This is a genomic window from Rhodococcus sp. P-2 (genome assembly GCF_016598535.1).
Taxonomy (GTDB): domain Bacteria; phylum Actinomycetota; class Actinomycetes; order Mycobacteriales; family Mycobacteriaceae; genus Rhodococcus_F; species Rhodococcus_F baikonurensis.
The window spans coordinates 2182949-2203147 of sequence record NZ_CP066779.1; the positions used below are offsets into that span (position 1 = coordinate 2182949).

Annotated in this window: 18 protein-coding genes; 6 read left to right on the forward strand and 12 right to left on the reverse strand. The window is 61.9% G+C overall.

The features are described from left to right. From I7X09_RS10355 to I7X09_RS10400, 10 genes are all read right to left on the reverse strand, one after another. The gene (locus tag I7X09_RS10355; RefSeq protein WP_200316666.1) at window positions 1–903 is read right to left on the reverse strand and encodes a carbohydrate ABC transporter permease; all 903 of its coding nucleotides are present in this window, start codon (window positions 901–903) and stop codon (window positions 1–3) included. Continuing rightward, complete coding sequence (locus I7X09_RS10360) at window positions 900–1874, reverse strand: carbohydrate ABC transporter permease (protein WP_200316668.1); 975 nt, start codon at window positions 1872–1874, stop codon at window positions 900–902. Before I7X09_RS10360 ends, I7X09_RS10355 begins: the two co-directional genes overlap by 4 nt. Before the next feature lie 74 nt (window positions 1875–1948). Next, a complete protein-coding gene (locus tag I7X09_RS10365) occupies window positions 1949–2872 on the reverse strand; it encodes a L,D-transpeptidase (RefSeq protein ID WP_124567765.1) in 924 nt (307 codons plus the stop codon). Between the two features lie 215 nt (window positions 2873–3087). Further along, complete coding sequence (locus I7X09_RS10370) at window positions 3088–4770, reverse strand: FAD-dependent oxidoreductase (RefSeq protein WP_200316670.1); 1683 nt, start codon at window positions 4768–4770, stop codon at window positions 3088–3090. An 81-nt stretch (window positions 4771–4851) separates the two neighbouring features. Beyond that, window positions 4852–5733: a hypothetical protein gene (locus I7X09_RS10375; protein WP_200316672.1), complete on the reverse strand. Its 882-nt coding sequence runs from the start codon at window positions 5731–5733 to the stop codon at window positions 4852–4854. Between the two features lie 10 nt (window positions 5734–5743). Continuing rightward, a complete protein-coding gene (locus I7X09_RS10380) occupies window positions 5744–5962 on the reverse strand; it encodes a dodecin (RefSeq protein ID WP_003939815.1) in 219 nt (72 codons plus the stop codon). A gap of 15 nt (window positions 5963–5977) precedes the next feature. Beyond that, complete coding sequence (locus I7X09_RS10385) at window positions 5978–7189, reverse strand: serine hydrolase domain-containing protein (protein WP_095968563.1); 1212 nt, start codon at window positions 7187–7189, stop codon at window positions 5978–5980. Window positions 7190–7298: 109 nt separating this feature from the next. Beyond that, window positions 7299–7814: a DUF6764 family protein gene (locus I7X09_RS10390; protein ID WP_095968562.1), complete on the reverse strand. Its 516-nt coding sequence runs from the start codon at window positions 7812–7814 to the stop codon at window positions 7299–7301. A 78-nt stretch (window positions 7815–7892) separates the two neighbouring features. Next, window positions 7893–8933 carry a non-homologous end-joining DNA ligase gene (gene ligD / locus I7X09_RS10395; RefSeq protein WP_200316673.1) on the reverse strand — a complete coding sequence of 347 codons (1041 nt, stop codon included), beginning with the start codon at window positions 8931–8933 and terminating at the stop codon, window positions 7893–7895. Further along, window positions 8933–9979 carry an ATP-dependent DNA ligase gene (locus I7X09_RS10400; protein ID WP_039973226.1) on the reverse strand — a complete coding sequence of 349 codons (1047 nt, stop codon included), beginning with the start codon at window positions 9977–9979 and terminating at the stop codon, window positions 8933–8935. The genes ligD and I7X09_RS10400 overlap by 1 nt, the downstream gene beginning before the upstream one ends. A gap of 109 nt (window positions 9980–10088) precedes the next feature. Between I7X09_RS10400 and lppU the strand changes: the two genes are divergently transcribed. Further along, window positions 10089–10706, forward strand: coding sequence for an LppU family putative lipoprotein (lppU, locus tag I7X09_RS10405; protein ID WP_019745226.1), 618 nt, complete (start codon window positions 10089–10091; stop codon window positions 10704–10706). Window positions 10707–10810: 104 nt separating this feature from the next. Here the strand turns inward: lppU and I7X09_RS10410 are convergent, their stop codons facing one another. Further along, window positions 10811–11962 carry a magnesium and cobalt transport protein CorA gene (locus I7X09_RS10410; RefSeq protein WP_007731382.1) on the reverse strand — a complete coding sequence of 384 codons (1152 nt, stop codon included), beginning with the start codon at window positions 11960–11962 and terminating at the stop codon, window positions 10811–10813. Window positions 11963–12264: 302 nt separating this feature from the next. Then, window positions 12265–12882 (reverse strand): TetR/AcrR family transcriptional regulator, encoded by a 618-nt coding sequence (locus I7X09_RS10415; protein WP_200316674.1) that lies wholly within the window; start codon window positions 12880–12882, stop codon window positions 12265–12267. Window positions 12883–12982: 100 nt separating this feature from the next. On the opposite strand from I7X09_RS10415, the gene I7X09_RS10420 reads away from it, so the two are divergent. The 5 genes from I7X09_RS10420 to I7X09_RS10440 all read left to right on the forward strand — a co-directional run bounded on the left by I7X09_RS10420 (window position 12983) and on the right by I7X09_RS10440 (window position 20198). After that, entirely contained in the window at window positions 12983–13897 is a 915-nt protein-coding gene (locus I7X09_RS10420) for an SDR family NAD(P)-dependent oxidoreductase (RefSeq protein ID WP_166809165.1), read from the forward strand. 49 nt (window positions 13898–13946) lie between these two features. Further along, on the forward strand, window positions 13947–15548 hold the full coding sequence (locus I7X09_RS10425; protein WP_095968858.1) for a PucR family transcriptional regulator: 1602 nt from the start codon (window positions 13947–13949) through the stop codon (window positions 15546–15548). Window positions 15549–15693: 145 nt separating this feature from the next. After that, window positions 15694–17292: an ABC transporter substrate-binding protein gene (locus I7X09_RS10430; protein ID WP_200316675.1), complete on the forward strand. Its 1599-nt coding sequence runs from the start codon at window positions 15694–15696 to the stop codon at window positions 17290–17292. A 227-nt stretch (window positions 17293–17519) separates the two neighbouring features. After that, complete coding sequence (locus tag I7X09_RS10435; RefSeq protein WP_200316676.1) at window positions 17520–19124, forward strand: ABC transporter substrate-binding protein; 1605 nt, start codon at window positions 17520–17522, stop codon at window positions 19122–19124. A gap of 60 nt (window positions 19125–19184) precedes the next feature. Next, window positions 19185–20198: an ABC transporter permease gene (locus I7X09_RS10440; RefSeq protein WP_095968556.1), complete on the forward strand. Its 1014-nt coding sequence runs from the start codon at window positions 19185–19187 to the stop codon at window positions 20196–20198. Window position 20199 lies beyond the last annotated feature (1 nt).

Below are 20199 nucleotides of genomic sequence, written 5' to 3' on the forward strand. Positions count from 1 at the left end.
TCAGCCCTTGACCGCACCGGAGGTGAGGCCCTTGATCATGTGTCGTTGCAGCACAAGGAAAATCACCAGAATCGGCAGCATCGTCAGCACCGTTCCTGCCATGACCGGACCCCAGTTGGTGAGTCCGTCGTTGTTCTGCAGTTGGGTCAATCCGATCGGCAGCGGCGCTACCGAGGAATCGTCGGACATGAGGAACGGCCACAGGTACTCGTTCCACTCGTTGACCACCGTGATGATGCCGAACGCCACCATCGTGGGTCCGGAAACGGGGAGCACCACGCGCCAGAGAAGCCGCCAGTGACCGGCGCCGTCCATCCGCGCCGCCTCGGTGATCTCCGAAGGAATCGAGAGGAAGTGGTTGCGCATGAGGAACGTACCGAAGGCTACACCCGCGAGCGGAACTATGATGCCCTGGAACGTGTTACGCCAGCCCCACTCTGCCACGAGTGCGTAGTTCGAGATCACGGTGATCTGATTCGGCACCATCAAGGCGGCGATGATGCCGAGAAAGACGAAGTTCTTCCCCGGGAAGCGCAGGAACACCAACCCGTACGCACTGAGAGTGCCCAGAACGAACTTCGCCGCGGACAGAATCGTCGTGATGACTATCGAGTTCCGCAGAAACATCCAGAACGGGACCGATGTTGTTGCTTCGGAGTAGTTTTCGGGATGCAGCGACGACGGCCACCACGTTGCCGGCTGAGTGTAGATCTCCGGCCGCTCCTTGAACGAGGTCATTACGATCCAGTAGAGCGGCAGGACGATGATGATCAGGGCGATCACCATTACCGCGTACCCGAGGACCTTCACGCCGACCTCACGCCGGTCCACGTTCCTGCGGTCCGGGCCGGGTCGAACGACGGAAGTCGGAGCAGCGCTTTTCTTTTCCTCTACCGCTGTCATTTTTCTTCTCCCCGATCCATGGCACGAACCTGGTAGACGGTGATGATCAGCAGGATCAGGAACATGATGGTCGCAACCGTCGCGCCGTAGCCCGCCCGGAAGTTTCGGAACGTCTCGTTGTACACCTGGTAGACCATGGTCGTCGTCCCTGTCCCCAGCGGGCCACCTCGGGTCATGACGTTGATGATGTCGAAGACCTGGAGCGAGTTGAGCATGACGGTGATCGAGAGGAAGAACGTCGTCGGACGCAACTGAGGCAGAAGAACCCGGCGGAACTTGGTCCACGGCTTGGCGCCGTCGATTTCGGCAGCTTCGTTCAACTCCTGCCGAACTCCTTGCAGCGCAGCAAGGTAGATGACAAACGTGTAGCCGAGGTTCTTCCACATGTACGTCACGGTCACCATGAACAGCGCCCAGTGGGGATCCTGATAGAAGTCGGGCGATTGGAGTCCGACACGGTGCAGGAGATCCTGGATCAGACCGAAGTTGGGGTCGAAGACGAACTGAAACGCGACACCGATCGCTGCACCGGAGATCACGAACGGCGCGAAGATGGCCGACCGGACCAGGTTTCGCCCGACGAGCTTGCGATCGAGCAGCATGGCCAACGCCAAACCGATGACCATCGAACCCACAACGGTGACCAACGTGAATACCACTGTGTTGGTGACGATCTGCCAGGTATCGCTTCGTCCGAACCACTCGCGGTAGTTGCTCAGCCCGATGAACGTCGCCTTCGGGTCCGCAATATTCCAGTCGAAGAAAGAAAGTCGGATGTTGTCCACCAGCGGGCGATAAGTGAACAAGATCAACAACGCGAGATTGGGACCTACGAAGAGCGCAAAGAGCGCGTAGTCACGCCATGGTCTGCCCCACAGACCTGGCTTGCCTGAAGTGGGCAGCGTTCTTTCCGGACTCGATCTCACTGAGGCAGTCTGACCGCCCGCAACGAATGAATGGTGAACGTACAAGACACTCGAGTTGAACGCGACACGAAAAAGGCCCTGCGCGAATACTTCTCGCGCAGGGCCTTCGTCGACTGTGTCTAGCGGTTCCAGTCGCCCAATCCGTCGGCGCCGCTGAGGACTCCACCTGCGGTGTTCTGCACGATCACCGGGTCGCCCTTGCCTGCGTTCTCGAAGAACCACTTGGCGTCCTCGGTGCTGACGTTGAGGCAGCCGTGGCTGACGTTGGTGAATCCCTGTTGCGCAACCGACCACGGAGCAGCATGAACGAAGATGCCACTGTAGGAAATTCGCGTCGCGTACTCGACGTAGGTCCGGTATCCCTCTGGAGAATCGATCGGAACTCCGTACGTGGACGAATCCATGTACATGTCGCGCAGCTGCTCGCCGACGATGTACGTGCCGTTCGGTGTTTCGTGGCCCGGCTTACCGAACGACGTCGGCATGGTGCGCACGACCTCGCCGTTGCGGGTGACGGTGACCTGCTTGGTGTTGTCGTCCGCGACGGTGACGAGTGCGTCACCGATGTTGAACGTGGAGTGCGAATCACCGGCGTCGACGGTCACGGAGATGTTCGCCGGCCAGAACTGTGCCGGCTTCCAACGGACCTGGCTGTCGTTGATCCAGTAGAAGCTGCCCTCGACCGGAGGATCGGTGGTTACGCGAATAGCGCGTTCAGCCGTGGCACGGTCGCCGACCGCCTCGTTGAAACGAATGATGATCGGCTGTGCGATACCGACTGTCTCACCTGCGGACGGGTTGAGCGAAGGCGCGGAGAAGTTGGGAGCGCCGATGGGCGCCTGAATCGGTGTACCCGGGATGCCCGGAACCGGAATCGCCGGATCGAGGTACGGCACCCCTGGAATGACGGGCAAAGGAATGTCCGGTCCACCGGGGAAGAGAGGAACGGCCGCGGAAGGTCCGGCGAGAGCAAGGCCGGCAGCCACCGCTCCGACGATTGCCACGGCAACCCGTGACGTCCGACGACCCTGTTTGCTGCCCATGTCACTACCTTCGCTCGACTGACCACGTACTCACGTGGATTTTGCGCGGCCGGCATCGATACCCGCCTGGTACCGATGCCGATGCACATTCGGACGCACCCGCTGGGAGCACACCTACACACCCGAGCACGCCAAAGAGAGCAAACCGCACATTTCCATAGTCATTAACACACAAAAGCGGCAATCGAGCAATTCGGATGTTCGCCCAAACGTTGCTATCCCTCGCTGCGGGCAGCCGCCAACATGGATTCGATGGAGATGAGTTTGGTTCGCGGTCGCCCGGCGGCGGCACCGGATGCGCGTTCTGCCTTGTCGATACGCTGCCACCCTTGATAGTCCACCTGATCCGGCGACCGGTCTGCCAGCAGAACCTGCAACTTGTCGGCATCCTCGGCGGGGGTTGCGAGGCGTCCACCAGCGAAGTCGTCGAAGATCATCGACACGGTCTCGGCAGAGCAGTACTTGTTGGTGCCGATCACGCCAGTCGGTCCGCGCTTGATCCAACCCGCGACGTAGACACCCGGGATCGGCGTGCCGGTCTCGGTGTCGATCACTCTGCCGTTCTCGTTGGGGATCACGCCGCGAGCGTCGTCGAAGGGCAAGTCGGCCATCGGTGTGCCGCGGTATCCGACCGACCGAAGCACCAGTGAAGTGTCGATCGTCTCCTCGGTTTCAGTAGGCCGGGCGGAGAGCTGACCGGTCGGCGTTGCCACCAATTCGTTTTTCACGATCCGCACCTGTGAGACTGCACCGTCGCCGAGGATCTCGACGGGAGAGGTGAGGAACCGGAGAACGATCCGCTTGCGAGAAGGATCCGCGGTACGTGAAGCAAATTCCTGCGCCTGCTTGACCTTGAGCAGGACGGACGGCTCGGCGGCATCGCTGTCCACGAACGCCTGACTGGCCTCGTCGAGTTCGGCTTCGATCGGGTCGACGACTACGTCCACGTTCGCCATCTGTCCTAGCGCCAACAGTTCGGGATTGGTGTACGCGGCCTGCGCCGGCCCGCGACGCCCGAGAATGACGACCTCACGAATCTTGCTGTCACGCAGAGCTTCCAATGCGTGCTCGGCGAGGTCCGTCTTCGCAAGCTGGTCAGGGTCGGTCACCAGGATGCGTGCGACGTCGAGTGCGACGTTGCCGTTTCCGACGATCACCGCTCGCTCGCCGGACAGATCGAAAGTCCGATCGGCATATCCCGGGTGGCCGTTGTACCAGGCGACGAACTCGGTGGCAGCGTGACTTCCCGGCAGATCCTCGCCTGGGATCTCGAGCTTGCGATCCCCGGCAGCGCCCACCGCGTAGATCACTGCGTGGTGATGGTCCAAGAGTTCCGAATGCGAGATGTGGGTGCCCACCTCGACGTTGAAGTGGCAGCGCACAGTCTTCTTCGCGACGACGGCGCGGAACTGGTCGGTGACGCCTTTGGTTCCGGGATGGTCCGGCGCCACGCCGGCGCGCACCAATCCGTAGGGAGTGGGAAGTCGATCGAACATGTCGACCTCGACGCGCGGCTTGCCGGTCAGTTCCATCGCCGCGTAACAGGCGGCCGGGCCGGATCCGACGATCGCCACTTTCAGCGTTCCGAGCTCGGGATCGATCTTGGCCATCGTGATCGGCTCGGGCCAGTCCGGGCCCATCGGATGCTTCTCGAAGTACGACGCGTTCATCTGCAGATACGGCGCGTCGTCCTCGTCGAGTTCGTTGTCCGGGAAGATCGCCTCGACCGGGCATTCGTCCACACACGCACCACAATCGATGCAGGTGTCGGGATCGATGTAGAGCATTTCGGTGGTCGCGAACGGAGCTTCGTCCGGTGTCGGGTGAATGCAATTGACCGGACACACGTCAACACACGAGGCGTCGTTGCAGCACGGCTGCGTGATCACATACGCCATGACATTCCCCTATCCCTGAAACACGAAGCACGAACTGATTCCCAGACTATAACGTGTTCCAATTTGGCGCGAGAATCGTTTTCAGATCACCCCATTGCGCTTCAGCACCCATACCGCCTGCACGGTGGCGTGACCTCGCCATTCCAACGCCGCGGCGGGCGAATAGCTGTCGAAATCCACCGCCCAGCCGCCGTCGTCGTGTTGCCTCGCAGCGAGTGCCGACAGTTCGGAGTCGATCACCGCCGCATCGAACAACGCGCGGGTCGGCCCGCCGGGAAGCGGTGAGAAATCGAGGGGCCGCATGAATTCGCCCTCAGCTCCCCCGTCCACGTGCACCAAGCCGTCGGCCGGGATTCGTTTACCCAGTGCATTCACCAACGACGACACCTCGGGGTTCGAGCTGTGTACCGCGTCGAGAAACTGCAAGGCAAAGGCCAACTCGAGGGCATGCAGAGAATCCGCCCCGGCGATCGCGTCGAGGCAATATCGAACGGCAGAGGCGAACCACGGATGTTCGGCGACGGCCTCGTCGAATTCGGCGACGCGAGCCGCTGCAGCACACACGATGCTGGTGATCTGCAACGACGGCGCCGTCGAATCGGCGTCCACCCAGAAGGGTGCACACCCAGCCGGGTCGGAGATCGGGAAGGAGAACGGCAAACCGCCGCCTGCCGGCGAATTGGTCTGCAACCAATCGCACAGCTCGACCGCTCTGGGCGTCGGCGTTCCGATGTCGGCAAAGGCCTCGAAGGCATGCAGCGCTCCGCCCGGTTGGCTGGTTGCCGAGCGGAGATCCGGTTCGAGTCCCCAGCCGTACCCGCCGTCAGGGTTGCGATAACCGTCCACGGCCGAAAAAGCCGCGGCCGGGTCACCCTGTCCGAGAATCAGATTCAGTCGATGCCGATCGAGAGTCCGGGCATGTCCCGCCATGAACCCGACGGCCGCCGTGAGATCAACACTCATGAAGGACGGTTCAGGATTCGTCGCCGTCGAGCCGGAAGCCGACCTTCAACGTGACCTGGAAATGCGCCACGGCGCCGTTCTCGATGTGGCCGCGAGTTTCCACCACCTCGAACCATTCGAGGTTGCGCACCGTCTCGTTCGCCCGAGCGATGGCGGTGCGAATTGCCGCGTCACTGCTCTCGGTGGACGAGCCGACGATCTCGGTCACCCGGTACACGTTGCTGCTCATGGCATTCCCTTCGTGTCAGATTCGACGAACCAACTCCTGCGCCTCGGCGCCGAGCCTCGCAAGGCGAAGATCACCGAGAGCTGTCACAGCACTACCCAACCTGTTGGTGGTGAAACCGAGCGAGAGTCCACTGGACAGGTCCGCATACGCTCCTGAACCGCCGACTCCGTAGTGGCCAATCGCATTCCGCGGCTGCCGCCGCGCGGCAATGATCGGCGGGTGGTAACCGAGAGTCCAGTTGGGCCGCACCGCGAGCACGTAGTCCCGATCGCGAGTCTGGATGGTCGACATCTGGTCGATGGTCGACTCCTTCAGGAACCGCTTCCCGTCGATCACACCGCCGTTCGCGATGGCGCCGTACATCTTCGCGAGCGCACGGGCGCTGAACACGCCGTTCCACCCCGGCATCACTGCGTCGTTGACAGCCGGGTTGCGCACCATGACGTCGAAACCGTCGGGCATCGCGGCCTCCGCAAGTCCGCGAGTCGGACCGACGTGTGAGAGCACGGTCGAGGCGAAGGCCCAGTTCAGGCCCGCAGGGTTGATGTGCGGGAACAGCTTCGCGATTCGTGGACGCTCGGTTTCGGGTACGCGATACCAGAATTCGTCGACTCCGAGAGGCTTCGCTATTTCCGCTTGCACGACGTCGATGAACGGCTGGCCGGACACCCTGGCTACAAGTTCGGCTACCAACCACCCGTAAGTCACAGCGTGATAGCCGGGCCCTCGGAGCCGACGCGGATCCGGCTTCTCGGCAGCCAAGGCGGCAACGACGGCGTCGTAGTCCATCAGGTCGAGAGGATGCGGCATCAGTCCACGCACTCGGTGAAGACCCGCTCGATGTGACATCAGTTCGCGGACGGTGATCTTGTCCTTGCCTGCCGCTGCGAATTCGGGCCAGTACTGGGCGACCGGAGCGTCGTAGTCGATGAGCCCGCGTTCGGCGAGTCGATGAACGACGGTGCTGGCTACGCCTTTGCCCGTCGAGAAGGACAGCGACACCGTGTCGTGGTCCCAGCGCCTATCACGGTCGGCATTGCCGGCCCAGATGTCGAGTACTTTCTCGCCGCCCAGGTACACGACCAGCGCGCCGCCTCCTTGTTGCGGTTGGCGATACATCGCGAAGAAGCGGTCGGCCAGGGGAAGGAATCGCCGGTCCACGTACAGCTCGGTGCGCGAAGGCACCTCCACCCGGGCGAGCGAACCCCGTCGTGCGTTGGGAGTCATCGCGTCCTCCGATCCCCACTGATTCAAGTTGTCCGGTCACCGGATCGGTGGCGGGAGCTTGACACCATTGTGACCACTGTCACGCAAGGGGTTCAGGACCGGGGTGCACTCACGGGGTGACCCACGTCGAAGTGCCGTCGCTGAAACATCCCTGACCTGTGGCAATGTTGAAAACAAGGGTGGGTCCGCCTGAGCAGATGGCTCCGACGTCTGCGTCACCCACCGCCGCTCTGCCTCCTGGTCCGCTGAGCACCACGGCAAAGGGTGAGGAATCGGTGCGGCCGAGTGCGAGCGAACCCGGGCCGTACGCAATGGCAGCAAGCACTCCACCGCGCGACTCGGCGGCAGCGACGCCGCCGAAGAGCCCCACGCCTGCAGACCTGCCGCCGTCGCGTGAATCTGCGACGCCGACGCCGTCACCCTCCACGTGCGAAATCGCATAACTGGAGGGATCGGCCACCGCTCGGCATGCGGATGACCCGTCGACGATCGTCTGATCTTGGCCGCGCGCCGAACAATCCAACGTCGCAGCAGAGGCCGTTCCGCTACCGAGAGACAATCCGAAGGCGGCCAGAACGATGCCGCCCGCCGCCAAACCTGCTGCTCGCTGTTTCCGGCGATCCATATCCAACCCCCACAGTGCATTCGACGTGACCGTACATTCGACGTCTAATCGAATTACCCGATATGTCCGCCTCTGACGCTACCCGTCTTTGTTCTTCCTATCTCGGTCCTTGCTCGGTTGAACACGTTTGGGTTCACCGGGCATTTTGGGATAGTTCGGGGGGTACGGCAGATCGCCCAGTCCTGCCGCCAGATCCTTCTCCCACATCTCCAGCAGAACGTCGAGGGCAAAGGCCTTGTCGTGCATCGCTTCCATCGGATCACCACGGTCGGCGAGCAGGCCGGGAACCGTGGCAATGGTGCAGTCGTCTGGATGCACGTCGCGCAGTTCGTCCCAGGTCACCGGCGTCGACACTGTTGCGATCGGAGTCTTACGGGCTGAGTACGCCGCCGCGATGGTCCGGTCGCGGGCATTCTGATTGAAATCGATGAAGATTCGCTCCCCCCGCTCTTCCTTCCACCATGCCGTGGTGGCGCGATCGCCACTACGACGCTCGACTTCGCGAGCAAGCGCGATACCCGCGTGACGGACCTCGACGAAATCCCAGCGCGCTTCGAGCGGGATGTAGACGTGAAGGCCTCGGCCACCGGAAGTCTTGGGGAATCCTTCCAATCCCAACTCGTCGAGTAGCGGACGAAGGACTTCGTCCGCGATCGCTACGGCCTCGTCGAACCCGGTCCCCGGTTGCGGATCGAGATCGATGCGGAGCTCGTCCGGATGGTCGGTGTCCGGGCACCGCACGGCCCACGGATGAAACGTGACGGTACCGAGATTGGCGGCCCACACGATGTTCGCAGCACTGCGCACTCGAAGGACGTCGGCCTTGCGACCCGACGGGAACGTGACCTCGCAGGATTCGACGTGCTCTGGCCGCTTCGCCGGCAGCCGCTTCTGGTAGACCTCTTCGCCCTCGATGCCGTCGGGGAACCGCTGAAGATGTGTGGGCCGATCTCGGAGCGCACGCAACGCTGCACCCTGCAGTGCCACTGTTCGGTAGTACTCGACAAGATGCCGCTTGGTTCCGCCGTCCTCACCCAACTGCGGATAGTAGATCTTGTCCGGGCTCGACAACCGGACCGCGATCCCGTCGACGTCCAGTTCCTCTGCCGGGCTCGCCATCACTTACCGCCTGCAAGTACATCCGCGAAGTCGTATCGCACCGGAACCTCCAACTGATCGAATGTGCATTCGTCGGGCACCCTGTCCGGACGCCAGCGCAGGAACCGCGCGGCGTGTCGAAAGCGTTCCCCTTCCATCTGGTCGTACGCCACTTCGAGCACCCGCTCAGGACGAAGCGGAATCCAGGAGCGGTCTGCGGCCGATCTCCACCGGCTGGCCTCCCCCTCGGCCACTACGTCGTCCCCGAGGCGCAACGGTTCGAGTTCGGCCAACAACTCGATCCGCCGCGCCGCGGTGAAAGCAGAAGCGCCACCGACCATCTTCAATTCGGAACCGTCGTACAGACCAAGAAGCATCGACCCGATACCCGGCTGGCTCTTGTGGGGACGGTAGCCCAGCAGTACGACATCCGCGGTCCTGGCGTGTTTCACCTTGATCATCTCGCGTTTGTTCGGCAGGTACGGTCCCGCCAGCTTCTTGGCGACAACCCCGTCGAGACCCGCGCCTTCGAAGGTCTCGAACCAGGCCATTGCTTCGGCGCTGTCGGCCGTCGCTGCAGTGACGTGGCAACTCGGCCCGCCACCGACGCAATCGAGGAGCAACGCACGTCGCACACCGAAGTCCTCGATCGAGACGTCGCGATCCCCGAGCGCCAGTAAATCGAACCCGACAAATTGCGCGGGTGTCTGTTCCGACAACAATGCGACGCGACTCGCGGCGGGATGAATCCGCTCGGAGAGCGCTTCCCAACTCAGGCGCGTCACACCGTCGATCTCACGGGGAACCACCAGTTCTCCGTCCACCACACATTTTTCGGGCAATTCGGACTTGACGGCTTCCACCGCCTCGGGAAAGTACCGCGCCAAGTCCTTTCCTCCTCGCGACCCGAGTACCACTTCGTCACCGTCACGAAAGATGATTGCTCGAAATCCGTCCCATTTCGGCTCGTACGACCACGTCGGGTCACCGGACTCGGGCTGAGGCGGCACAGTGGCCGCAGCCTTCGCGAGCATCGGGGCAAGCGGCGGCATCAGGGGTAGCTCCACCTACCCATACTGACAGTCCGGTTGGCAATTCGACTACCGATGTATTGGAATAGGTCCCGAACAATCTACGAACCAACAGAATTATCCAAGAATCAACAAAGGGGTCCTTATGTCCGGAATCGTCCGGCGACTTTGCACTGCGGTGATCGCAACTTCTGCAATCGCCGCCTTCACCGTCGGTTGCGGTTCCGACATCGAGCCGAAAGCCATTGCGGAATCGTCTTCCTCGGTTGCCGATTCGACCACTACCTCCGCGGCCCCGACCACCTCGAAGATCACCGGCCAGGAGGGCTCCGACGACGGCGGCGACGTCGACATCGACGTGTCGATCGGTGATTGCGTCAAACTCGGCGGTACCACGACGGCCGCGGAAATCGACAACGCGGACTGCGGTAGCAAGGATTCCAACTACAAGGTGGTCGCCAAGGTTCCCACCTCTGATCAGTGTGCCTCCGATGTCGACTCGTACTACTACGAGACCCTCGCGGGTGACGAGCAGGGCGCTGTCTGTCTCGACGTCGACTGGGTAGTCGGCGGATGCATGGACCTCGGCAGCGGAATGGATGAGCCCGCCCGCATCGAATGCTCGGATACCAGCGGCACCAATGTAGTCGAGGTCGTCGAAATCCTGCAGAACTCCACGTCGATCGACGAATGCGGTTCGGGGGCAGACTCGGGATTCGAGCACCCGGAACGTAAGTTCACGGTCTGCGTCGCAACGCTCTGATTCGAGCGCCCTCCCGAAAAACACCTGTGCGCCTTGCCAACCGATCTCGGTTGGCAAGGCGCACAGCGCTTTCTACAACCAACGCTTTCTACAACCAGCGCTTTCTACAACCAGCCCCGACGTTTGAAGATCGTGTAGAGACTTCCACACGTCAAGAACATCATCGAGAGCGCAAACGGATAGCCCAAGTGCCAGTGCAGTTCCGGCATGTCGTCGAAGTTCATTCCGTACACGGTTCCGATGAGCGTCGGCGCGAAGAGAATTGCCGCCCACGCCGAGACCTTCTTGATCTCCTCGTTCTGCGCGTAACTCGCCTGCGTCAGATTGCGCATCTCCTCGTTCTGGTTCTGCGACACCAGAGTTGCGTTCACCGTGAGGATGTTTCCGAGCAACTGACGAAATCCGTCGGCCCGCTCCACCACAGTCGTCGCATGGTCGGTGACGTCGCGGAGGTAACGCTGGAGTTCCTCGTCCGTGTGGTACTTGTCGAATCCTGCCGACAACCCACGCAGCATCCCCAGCAGCGGACGAGTCGCCCGCTGGAATTCGATCACCTCACGGGTCAGTTCGTAGATGCGGCGCGAAACTCCGGGATCGCCACTGAACACTTCGGTTTCGATCTCGTCGATGTCGTTCTGCAGGCCGGCCACCACCGGGGCGTACCCGTCGACGACTGCGTCGAGAATGGCGTAGAGAACGGCCTCGGTACCCAACCGCAACAGGTCAGGATCGTTCTCCATGCGAGTCCGCACCGCCGAGAGATCCGGCGATTCACTGTGACGGACGGTCAGAATGAAGTTCGGACCACAGAAGATGTGCAACTCGCCGAATTCGACCCGCTCGGTCTCGTCGCGGTACCGCGCAGCACGCAGGACCACGAACAGTGTCTTGCCGTAGCGCTCGAGCTTCGGGCGCTGGTGCGCGACAATCGCATCCTCGACCGCCAGCTCGTGGAGATCGAAATGCTGTGCAGCGGCATACAACTGGGCGTCATCGGGCCGGTACATCCCGATCCACGCCATCGACTGCGAATCAGGAAGGCATGACAGTGCTTCCGCCAGGGTGGACGGTGACGCTATCCGCTCGCCGTCGCGGTACACGCCACTGTTGACGACAGTCGATTCGACGGGCGCCACCGCCTCGGGCGGGGCAGCCTTGACGACGGTGCGTGCGGCACGCGAGTGCCCGGGATGAGAGTCACCGAGACCCGCAGAACGACGTGGCAGTACCGAACGTGAACGACGAAATTCGCGCATGCTGAACAGCTTTCGAGGGAAGAGTGAACGACGACGCTTGCTTCACAGCAAAGCCGAAGCCGATGAACACACGATGAAGCTGCAGCAAAATACCGGATCAACCCGGGCGGCTACAGCTTCAGTTGGTACTCGGAGGTTGGCCACGCATTACAGCCACACCTCCTCTTCCCTGAATTCCCGCGCAAGTCCGCGCACGACGCCAACATGCTACCCCGACTGCCAGGGCACGACAAACCGAACGACAAGCCGCAGGACCGCACGAGCCTGCCGAAGGAATCCCGCTCGGTGAATGCAGCTTTCAGTCAGCTCGCGGCGCGCAATCCGCCGATCAACAGTTCGACGATCTCGTCCGCCAACGACTCCGTCTCCGCCAACGTCTGCCCTTCGCGCCTTCGGTACCAGAGGTCGATGCCGTTGAGACTGCTGAGGAGTACTTTTGCCGCCATCCGAGGTGAGCCCACGCGAATGGAACCATCCGCGACACCTTCGGTCATCACGTCGACGAACAGATTCTCGTAGTCGAGTCGCAGCGAATTCAGTTCCACGAGGACTTGCTGTTGCCTCGGCTTGAGCGCGGAGTTCATCTGGCCCCGGACACCTTGGTGGATCGTGTGGTGGTACCCGAGATGTGTCATGAGATTGACCAGGTGGGCGTGCGACATCGCTTCGAGACGCGCGAGGCCGCTGTCTGCGCCGTCCATTCGAGACTCGACTTCGGCGCGGAGCAGGCTCATCCCGCGCTCGTAGATTGCCAGGTAGATGTCGAACTTCGAACGGAAGTGGTAGTAGACAAGACCTTTGGTGGCGCCGATTCGATCGGCCAGTAGATCGACAGTCGTGGCCGCGTAACCGTCTTCGGCAAAGGCATCGGCGGCGCTCGTGATGATCGCGGATCGCACGTCCGGAAGATCACTACTCATTCGACTTCCACTCCCATTCACACTGCCTGCCGGCCCTTGACTGTTTCCACGCTATCGCATAGTAATACTGAGTAGTATCCCAGATCAGAGAGGTTTTCCAATGTCGTTGGATTTTTCCGGCAAGGTAGCGATCATCACGGGCGCAGGCGGCGGACTCGGCCGTTCGCACGCATTGGCCCTCGCCGCGCGCGGCGCTCGCGTAGTCGTCAATGACATGGGTGGTTCGGTCAACGGCAGCGGCGGCGCCGATACTGCGGCAGCCAAAGTAGTGGCAGAGATCGTCGAGCTGGGCGGCGAAGCGATCGCGGACCACTGCGACATCACCGACGTCGACGCCGTTGCTGCCATGGTCGCGACGGCTGTGGACAAGTGGGGCCGCGTGGACATCCTCATCAACAACGCCGGAATCCTGCGCGACAAGTCGTTCATCAAGGCCGAGCTCGACGACTTCCGCAAAGTCATCGACGTGCATCTGATGGGTTCCGTCATCTGTTCGAAGGCAGTCTGGCCGCACATGGTCGAACAGAACTACGGACGCATCCTCATGACCACGTCGGCATCGGGAATTTACGGCAACTTCGGCCAGGCAAACTACGGCGCCGCGAAGTCCGGCGTCGTCGGCCTGATGAACGTTCTCGCCATCGAGGGTGAACGCAAGGGCATCCGCGTCAACTCGCTGGCGCCGACCGCCGCGACCCGCATGACCGAAGACCTCCTCGACGAGAAGACTCTCGCTCTGCTTGCACCCGAATCGATTTCACCCGGCGCACTGTTCATGGTCTCCGATGACGCACCGACCAAGACCATCCTCAGCGCCGGCGCCGGCGTCTTCGCGATCGCTCGCATGGAAGAGTCGCAGGGCGTGTACATCCCCGAAGGCGCACTCTCCCCCGAGGTCGTCGCCGAACGGTGGTCCGAGATCAGTGACATGACCAATTCCGTCCAGGTGCCCGCGGCGTTCGATCAGACCCGCCGGTTCGTCGAGAAAGCTGTAGCCGAGCAGCCGACCACCTGAGCAGGGCAACCAGCCAACTGATCGATCCTGCTCCCCCTAAGGTGTGGTGGTGACCACACCCACGGGAGTTTCGATCGTCGACATCGTCGACAGACTGGGAATGACGTTCCTCAGCGGAGGCGACACCGTCGACGACGCCCGCACTGTCAGCCGAGTGACCCTGCACGAAGGGTCCGGAGTTACGCAGGACAGTGCGGGCGCCGTCGTGCTCGGCGCAGGACTCGCCGGGTCGGCCGACATTGCCACTGCAGTAAAAGAATACGGTTCGGCCGGAGCCGTCGCGCTGATCGTCAGGGAGCCATTGGCTGTCGACGAAAGCGTCGCACGGGCGGTCGCCGAAGCCGATATCGCACTACTTGGAATGGTCAAGGATGCAAGTTGGCTGCAAAGTGCGTCGCTGATCAACGAGATCCTCGAATCCGGCAACAACGGGGACCACACGTCGGCCGCCGACGCCGACCTGTTCGATCTTGCCAACTCGATCGCTCAGGTACTGAACGGCCCGGTCACCATCGAGAATCAGTCGAGCCGGATCCTCGCGTTCTCGGCAGATCAAGCCTTCGGTGACGAGGCACGTAAGCAGAGCGTCCTCGGACATCAAGTGCCGCAGCACTATTCCGACCGACTCCGATCGATGGGGTACTTCAACAAGATCTACGGCTCCACCCTGCCGGTATTTCTACCGGGTATCGGGCCAGGCATCAGGCCCCGAGTCGGCATGCGAATACATGCGGCATCCCAGATCCTCGGTTCGATCTGGGTGATCTTGGACGAGGAGCCGAACGAATTGCAGGTCAAAACGCTCGTCGAGGCGGCGGGCGTAGCCGCGATGAGTTTGCTTCGCGCCAAGCTGGCAGCCGATTCCGCACGACGACTGAGGTTGGGCGAGGTGATCACGCTACTGAGTGGCGGCACTTCGGCCAAGGAAGCGGCCGAGCGACTGGGGTACGGCCGTTCGAAGGCAAACGTGCTTGCGGCCGGCTTCCGTAGCGGCGCCGGCGCATCGTTGGAGGCCGAAGCCGACGTCGATCAACTGGCCCTGACACTCAATACCTACCTCCACCAAGTATTTCCGCTGTCGGTGGCGGCAGCGATCGGCGGCACCGTCTACGCCGTCATCCCACACACCCGGCACCAGACCGACGACGACTACGTGCGTCGGATTGCGTCGGAGTTTGCAGACCGTTCCCGTTCGGAAAAGTCGGTGGTCATCGGAATAGGTGCGACAGTGGCCGACGTGATGACGCTGGAGAAGTCACGCGACGAAGCCGACCGAGCGCTTCGCGTTCTGAGGTCGACGTGGAATTCCTCGGGCCGGACCGTCGCGCGCGCCGACGACGTGCAGATCAATTCCCTGCTACTGCGCCTCTCCGACGCCCTGGCGGACGAGGACGAGACCGCGTCGGGACCGCTCGCGGTACTGCGTGAGTACGACCGCACTCACGACATCAACCTCGTCGACACCCTCCGCGCCTGGCTCGACACGTTCGGCGACATTCCGGCGGCCGCGTCGTTGGTTCACATCCACGTCAACACGTTTCGATACCGCCTCAAGAAGCTTGCCGGGATTGCCGGAATCGATCTCGACGATCCGGAAACTCGATTCAGCCTGATGCTCCAGCTTCGTCTCTTCTATCCGACAGCGTTGTAGCGATCTACCAAATCTCACGAAACATTCGTAAATCCGGACGATGTTCTCCATCTTTTGTTGGGTGAAGATTCAAGCAATCGACTTTTGCTCCTGACCCGACAGACCTCGCGTCACTCGGGGCGGGACTACACCTTCCGGAGGCACCATGAAACAACGGTCCTACGCACTACTGGCTGCGGCAACTGGCACCGTTCTTGCCCTGAGCGCATGCTCATCGGGTGGCTCGTCGGGTTCGGGTGGGGGTGAACCCGTCACGGACGGCACCTTCAAATTGGCTCTCGTGGCCGACCCCGGCGCTCTGAATCCGCTGATGACCGCCGCATCGCCGGCGCACCAACTGGCACGTCTGAGCTACGACTATCTGGTCCACCCGGATCCCGATACCGGTGTCACCAAGCCGTGGCTCGCCGAAAAATGGGAAGAGACAACCACTTCCGCGTCCTTCACCATTCGCGACGGCGTTACGTGTAACGACGGATCCGCTCTGACTGCCCAGACGGTCGCGGACAACGTCAATTTCATCACCAACGCAGCAAACAAATCCGCTCTCCGCGGGGTGTACGCCCCGGCTACCGCGAGCGCCACCGCCGACCCGGCGACCCGGACAGTAACGGTCACAACTCCGGAGCCCTCTCCGTTCCTGCTTCTCAACCTGGCGCGAATACCGATCATGTGCGAGGCCGGGTTGAAGGATCCGACGGCGGCAAACAAGACGACCTTCGGGTCGGGCATGTTCCAGATGACCGAGGCAGTCGCCAACGATCACTACTCCTACGTTCGGCGCGACGGATACAACTGGGGACCGGACGGCACTACCTCCGATACTGCCGGAGTACCCAAGAATGTCGTCGCATCCATCATCACGAACAACAGCACAGCGGCCAACCAGGTGTTGTCCGGTGATCTGAATGCCGCAGCGGTTTCCGGCCCCGATCAGGATCGCATGAACGCCGCGAACCTGGATACCGTCAAGCAGCCTGCTCCGGCGGGCGAGATGTTCTTCAACCACAGTCCTGGCAATCCGACGAGCGATCCTGCCGTACGCAAGGCTCTGGTCCAGGCTCTCAATCTCGACGACCTCGCCGAGATCTTCACGGCCGGTCGCGGAACCCGATCGACCACGATGGTGTCCATCGAACCGCGGGCCTGCATCTACGACTCTGTCGCCGGAAACCTGCCGGACTTCGATACCAGTGCAGCCGCAGCAACTCTCGAGTCTGCGGGCTGGAAGGCCGGCGTGGACGGTAAGCGCAGCAAGGACGGCACATCGCTCCGAATTCGGATGGTCTACGAGACGTTCGGTGACGCGACCGATGCTGCCGCCGACGTCGCGGTCAATGCGTGGAACGACCTGGGCGCCACCGTTGAACTCACCAGTGGAGACTCGAACAAGATTCTCGATGTAGCACTCAGCGGCAAGGACAACACGGCATGGGATGTCGCGTGGGAGCCGATCAACGTCGCGCTGCCCAGCATGCTGGTCCCCTTCCTCTCCGGTCCGGTGCCCGCTGCGGGAATGAATTTTGCGTCGATCTCCAACCCGGCCTACGACGCAGCCGTCGAAAAGGCTTCCGGGCTGACAGGCGAGGACGCTTGTGCCGCTTGGGCAGACGCCGAATCCGAAATCATCAAAGCAAACTCGGCGGTACCTTTTGCCGACAAGATCACGACTCTCTACTTCAACAATGCCGGTCTTGCATTCGGCCGCAATTTCATCGGTTCGGCCCTGCGCCTGTACCAGTAGACCACCGGTAGCGACCGGGGAAATCGTTCTGTTTCGCCGGTCGCTGTCGGTATACGGACAGGTATTCACTGATCCCGCCGGTTTTCGTGGGAGCGGACGAAAATCGACCCGATTTTCGTGAGGATCGACAGAGATGCGCGTCACGTCATACGCCAAGATTTAGCAGTCAACACTCAATCGCGCCCTCACGTTTTTCGCTCGGGCCCCTGCTCCATCCCGGAGGCACCATGAAACACCGCTCCTATCCAACACTTGCGGCAGCCGCAGGGCTCACGCTCGTGTTGTCTGCCTGTGGCTCGGGAGGCACGTCCTCGGGCGCCAGCGGCGGTGAACCGGCCACGGACGGGACCTTCCGGTTCGCGATGCAGGCCGATCCGGGCGCACTCAACCCGATCATGGCGGCGTCCTCGGCAACTGGCGAGATGTCAAAGTTGGCTTACGACTACCTGATCTACCAGGACCCCGATACCAGTGAAATCAAACCGTGGTTGGCGGAGAAGTGGGAGGAGACCCCGACCTCGGCGTCCTTCACCATCCGTGACGGGGTGACCTGTACCGACGGATCAACACTGACCCCGCAGACCGTTGCCGACAACATCAATTTCGTGGCCAACCCGGACAACGGTTCGCAGTTGCGCGGCCAGACCGTGCCGACCGGCGCGACTGCAACCGCCGATCCGGCAACGCGCGTTGTCACGGTGACCACTCCGGCGCCGAGCCCGTTCCTTCTTCTCAACGTCGGCGCCCGTCTGGCGATCATGTGTGACGCCGGGCTCAAGGATCCGACGGCTTCGAACAAGAAGTCTCTCGGTACCGGCATGTTCGAACTCACCGAAGTTGTCCCCAACGACCACTACACGTTCCAGCGACGTGAGGGCTACAACTGGGGCCCGGACGGAACCACCTCCGACACCCCCGGTGTCCCCAAGACGGTCGTCGCCGCCATGGCACCCAATGTCAGCACCGCCGCCAACCAGCTTCTCTCGGGTGAGCTCAATGCCGCCCCGATCGGAGGGCCGGACAAGGACCGCGTCGACGCCGCCAACCTGGACTCAGTCCTGAGGCCGAATCCCGCCGGTCAGATGTACTTCAATCAGATCGCGAGCAATCCCACCAGTGATCCCGCAGTGCGCAAGGCACTGCTCCAAGCAGTCAATCTCGACGACCTCACTCAGGTCATCACCGCTGGGCGCGGTGTACGGGCCACCAGTCTCGTCGGCGTCGAACCGCGCGCCTGTGTCTACGACTCTGTCGCAGGCAACATTCCGGACTTCGATCTGACTGCCGCCAAGGCAACACTGGACGCTGCAGGTTGGACCGCAGGCGCAGATGGCAAGCGAAGCAAGGACGGAAAGCCGCTGAACCTTCGACTCGTCTACGACGGCACCGACGATCCGCGCAACGCGGCAGCCGAACTCGCTCAGTCGGCGTGGTCCGAACTCGGCGCAAACGTCGAGGTGACCGGAGGCGACTCGAACAAGATCATCGACGTCATCCTGAGCGGCAAGGACAACTCTGCCTGGGACATCGCGTGGGTCCAGATCAACACTCCGCTCCCCAGCACCTTCGCCGCGTACTTCGCCGGGCCGATTCCCGCGGCAGGCAAGAACTTCGCGTCGATCAGCAACCCCGCCTACGAAGCAGCGGCAACTAAGGCCTCTGGCCTGACCGGCGACGCGGCTTGTGATGCCTGGGCCGAGGCCGAGTCGGAGATCACCAAGTCGTTCTCCGCTGTACCCTTCGCCGACTCAGTCATGAACGTGTACTTCAACAAAGCTGGACTCGCATTCGGTAAGTCCTACACCGGTTCTGCGTTGCGTCTGTACCAGTAGGCAGCATCCCGCACTGAATATCTTCCCGCCCCAGCATCCCGCCCTCCGGAAAGACAGCCCATGAGTCAAACTATTGAAGCCGCGAAACCAGAAGCGGCGCCTCAGGCTCGAGCAAAGTGGCTCGAGTCCGACAGCTGGCCCGCATATCTTCTGCGTCGTTTCGGCACCTTCGTGATTTCACTCTGGGCGCTGGTGACTGCGGCGTTCCTGATGCTCCAACTGATTCCGGGCGACCCGGTTCGGTTGGCTCTGGGAATGAACGCACCGGTCGAACTGGTCGAGACAACGAGGTCTCAGCTCGGTTACGACCTTCCCTTGTGGCAGCAGTACTTCCGATTCGTCGGCGGGTTGCTGAGCGGGAATCCCGGTGACTCGATCACCTTGAGGACTCCGGTCTTCGAGGTGATCGCGTCCCGCCTCCCTGCAACACTCGAACTGGCTGTACTCACAGTCGTCACGGTGCTGCTGTTGGGCATTCCGATCGGCCTCATCTTCGCTGCACTGACCCGCAACGGCCGACGACGCGGAGTCGAGATCGGTTACACCGCAACGTCGGGCACCATCGCCGTGATCCCCGAGTTCATGTTCGGCACGGCGCTGGTCTACCTCTTTGCCGTCACGTTCCCTGTTCTGCCCGTCGCCGGCCGCGGTGGACCGGAAAGTTACATCCTTCCGGTCGCGGCCATGTCGATCGGTGCCATCGCCTCGATGTCGCGCATCGTCCGTGCAGAGGCGCTCGGCGTGTTGGACATGGACTACATCCGTACGGCGCGCGCCAAGCGAATGACCGTGGCACGAATCTACTTCCGTCATGCAATGCCCAACCTCATGACGTCGACGCTGACGCTCGCCGGACTCCTCCTTGGTGGTCTGATTGCCGGCACCGTGCTCATCGAGAGCATCTTCGCCTGGCCCGGTATGGGCATGGCGCTGGTCAAGTCCATCACCGAGAAGGACTACCCGCTCGCCCAGACACTGGTCGTGATCTACGGCGCCATCGTCCTTCTCATCAATTTCATCGTCGACGTGGTGCTCGCTCTCATCGACCCACGATCCACAATTCGGGAGAACTGAG

What these genes read in the sequence shown, in the direction of transcription:
- I7X09_RS10375 (WP_200316672.1), bottom strand. Translation starts at nt 5,733, where the DNA reads ATGAGTGTTGATCTCACGGCGGCCGTCGGGTTCATGGCGGGACATGCC.
- I7X09_RS10355 (WP_200316666.1), bottom strand. Translation starts at nt 903, where the DNA reads ATGACAGCGGTAGAGGAAAAGAAAAGCGCTGCTCCGACTTCCGTCGTT.
- I7X09_RS10440 (WP_095968556.1), top strand. Translation starts at nt 19,185, where the DNA reads ATGAGTCAAACTATTGAAGCCGCGAAACCAGAAGCGGCGCCTCAGGCT.
- I7X09_RS10415 (WP_200316674.1), bottom strand. Translation starts at nt 12,882, where the DNA reads ATGAGTAGTGATCTTCCGGACGTGCGATCCGCGATCATCACGAGCGCC.
- ligD (WP_200316673.1), bottom strand. Translation starts at nt 8,933, where the DNA reads ATGGCGAGCCCGGCAGAGGAACTGGACGTCGACGGGATCGCGGTCCGG.
- I7X09_RS10365 (WP_124567765.1), bottom strand. Translation starts at nt 2,872, where the DNA reads ATGGGCAGCAAACAGGGTCGTCGGACGTCACGGGTTGCCGTGGCAATC.
- I7X09_RS10410 (WP_007731382.1), bottom strand. Translation starts at nt 11,962, where the DNA reads ATGCGCGAATTTCGTCGTTCACGTTCGGTACTGCCACGTCGTTCTGCG.
- I7X09_RS10385 (WP_095968563.1), bottom strand. Translation starts at nt 7,189, where the DNA reads ATGACTCCCAACGCACGACGGGGTTCGCTCGCCCGGGTGGAGGTGCCT.
- lppU (WP_019745226.1), top strand. Translation starts at nt 10,089, where the DNA reads ATGTCCGGAATCGTCCGGCGACTTTGCACTGCGGTGATCGCAACTTCT.
- I7X09_RS10390 (WP_095968562.1), bottom strand. Translation starts at nt 7,814, where the DNA reads ATGGATCGCCGGAAACAGCGAGCAGCAGGTTTGGCGGCGGGCGGCATC.
- I7X09_RS10420 (WP_166809165.1), top strand. Translation starts at nt 12,983, where the DNA reads ATGTCGTTGGATTTTTCCGGCAAGGTAGCGATCATCACGGGCGCAGGC.
- I7X09_RS10430 (WP_200316675.1), top strand. Translation starts at nt 15,694, where the DNA reads ATGAAACAACGGTCCTACGCACTACTGGCTGCGGCAACTGGCACCGTT.
- I7X09_RS10380 (WP_003939815.1), bottom strand. Translation starts at nt 5,962, where the DNA reads ATGAGCAGCAACGTGTACCGGGTGACCGAGATCGTCGGCTCGTCCACC.
- I7X09_RS10435 (WP_200316676.1), top strand. Translation starts at nt 17,520, where the DNA reads ATGAAACACCGCTCCTATCCAACACTTGCGGCAGCCGCAGGGCTCACG.
- I7X09_RS10370 (WP_200316670.1), bottom strand. Translation starts at nt 4,770, where the DNA reads ATGGCGTATGTGATCACGCAGCCGTGCTGCAACGACGCCTCGTGTGTT.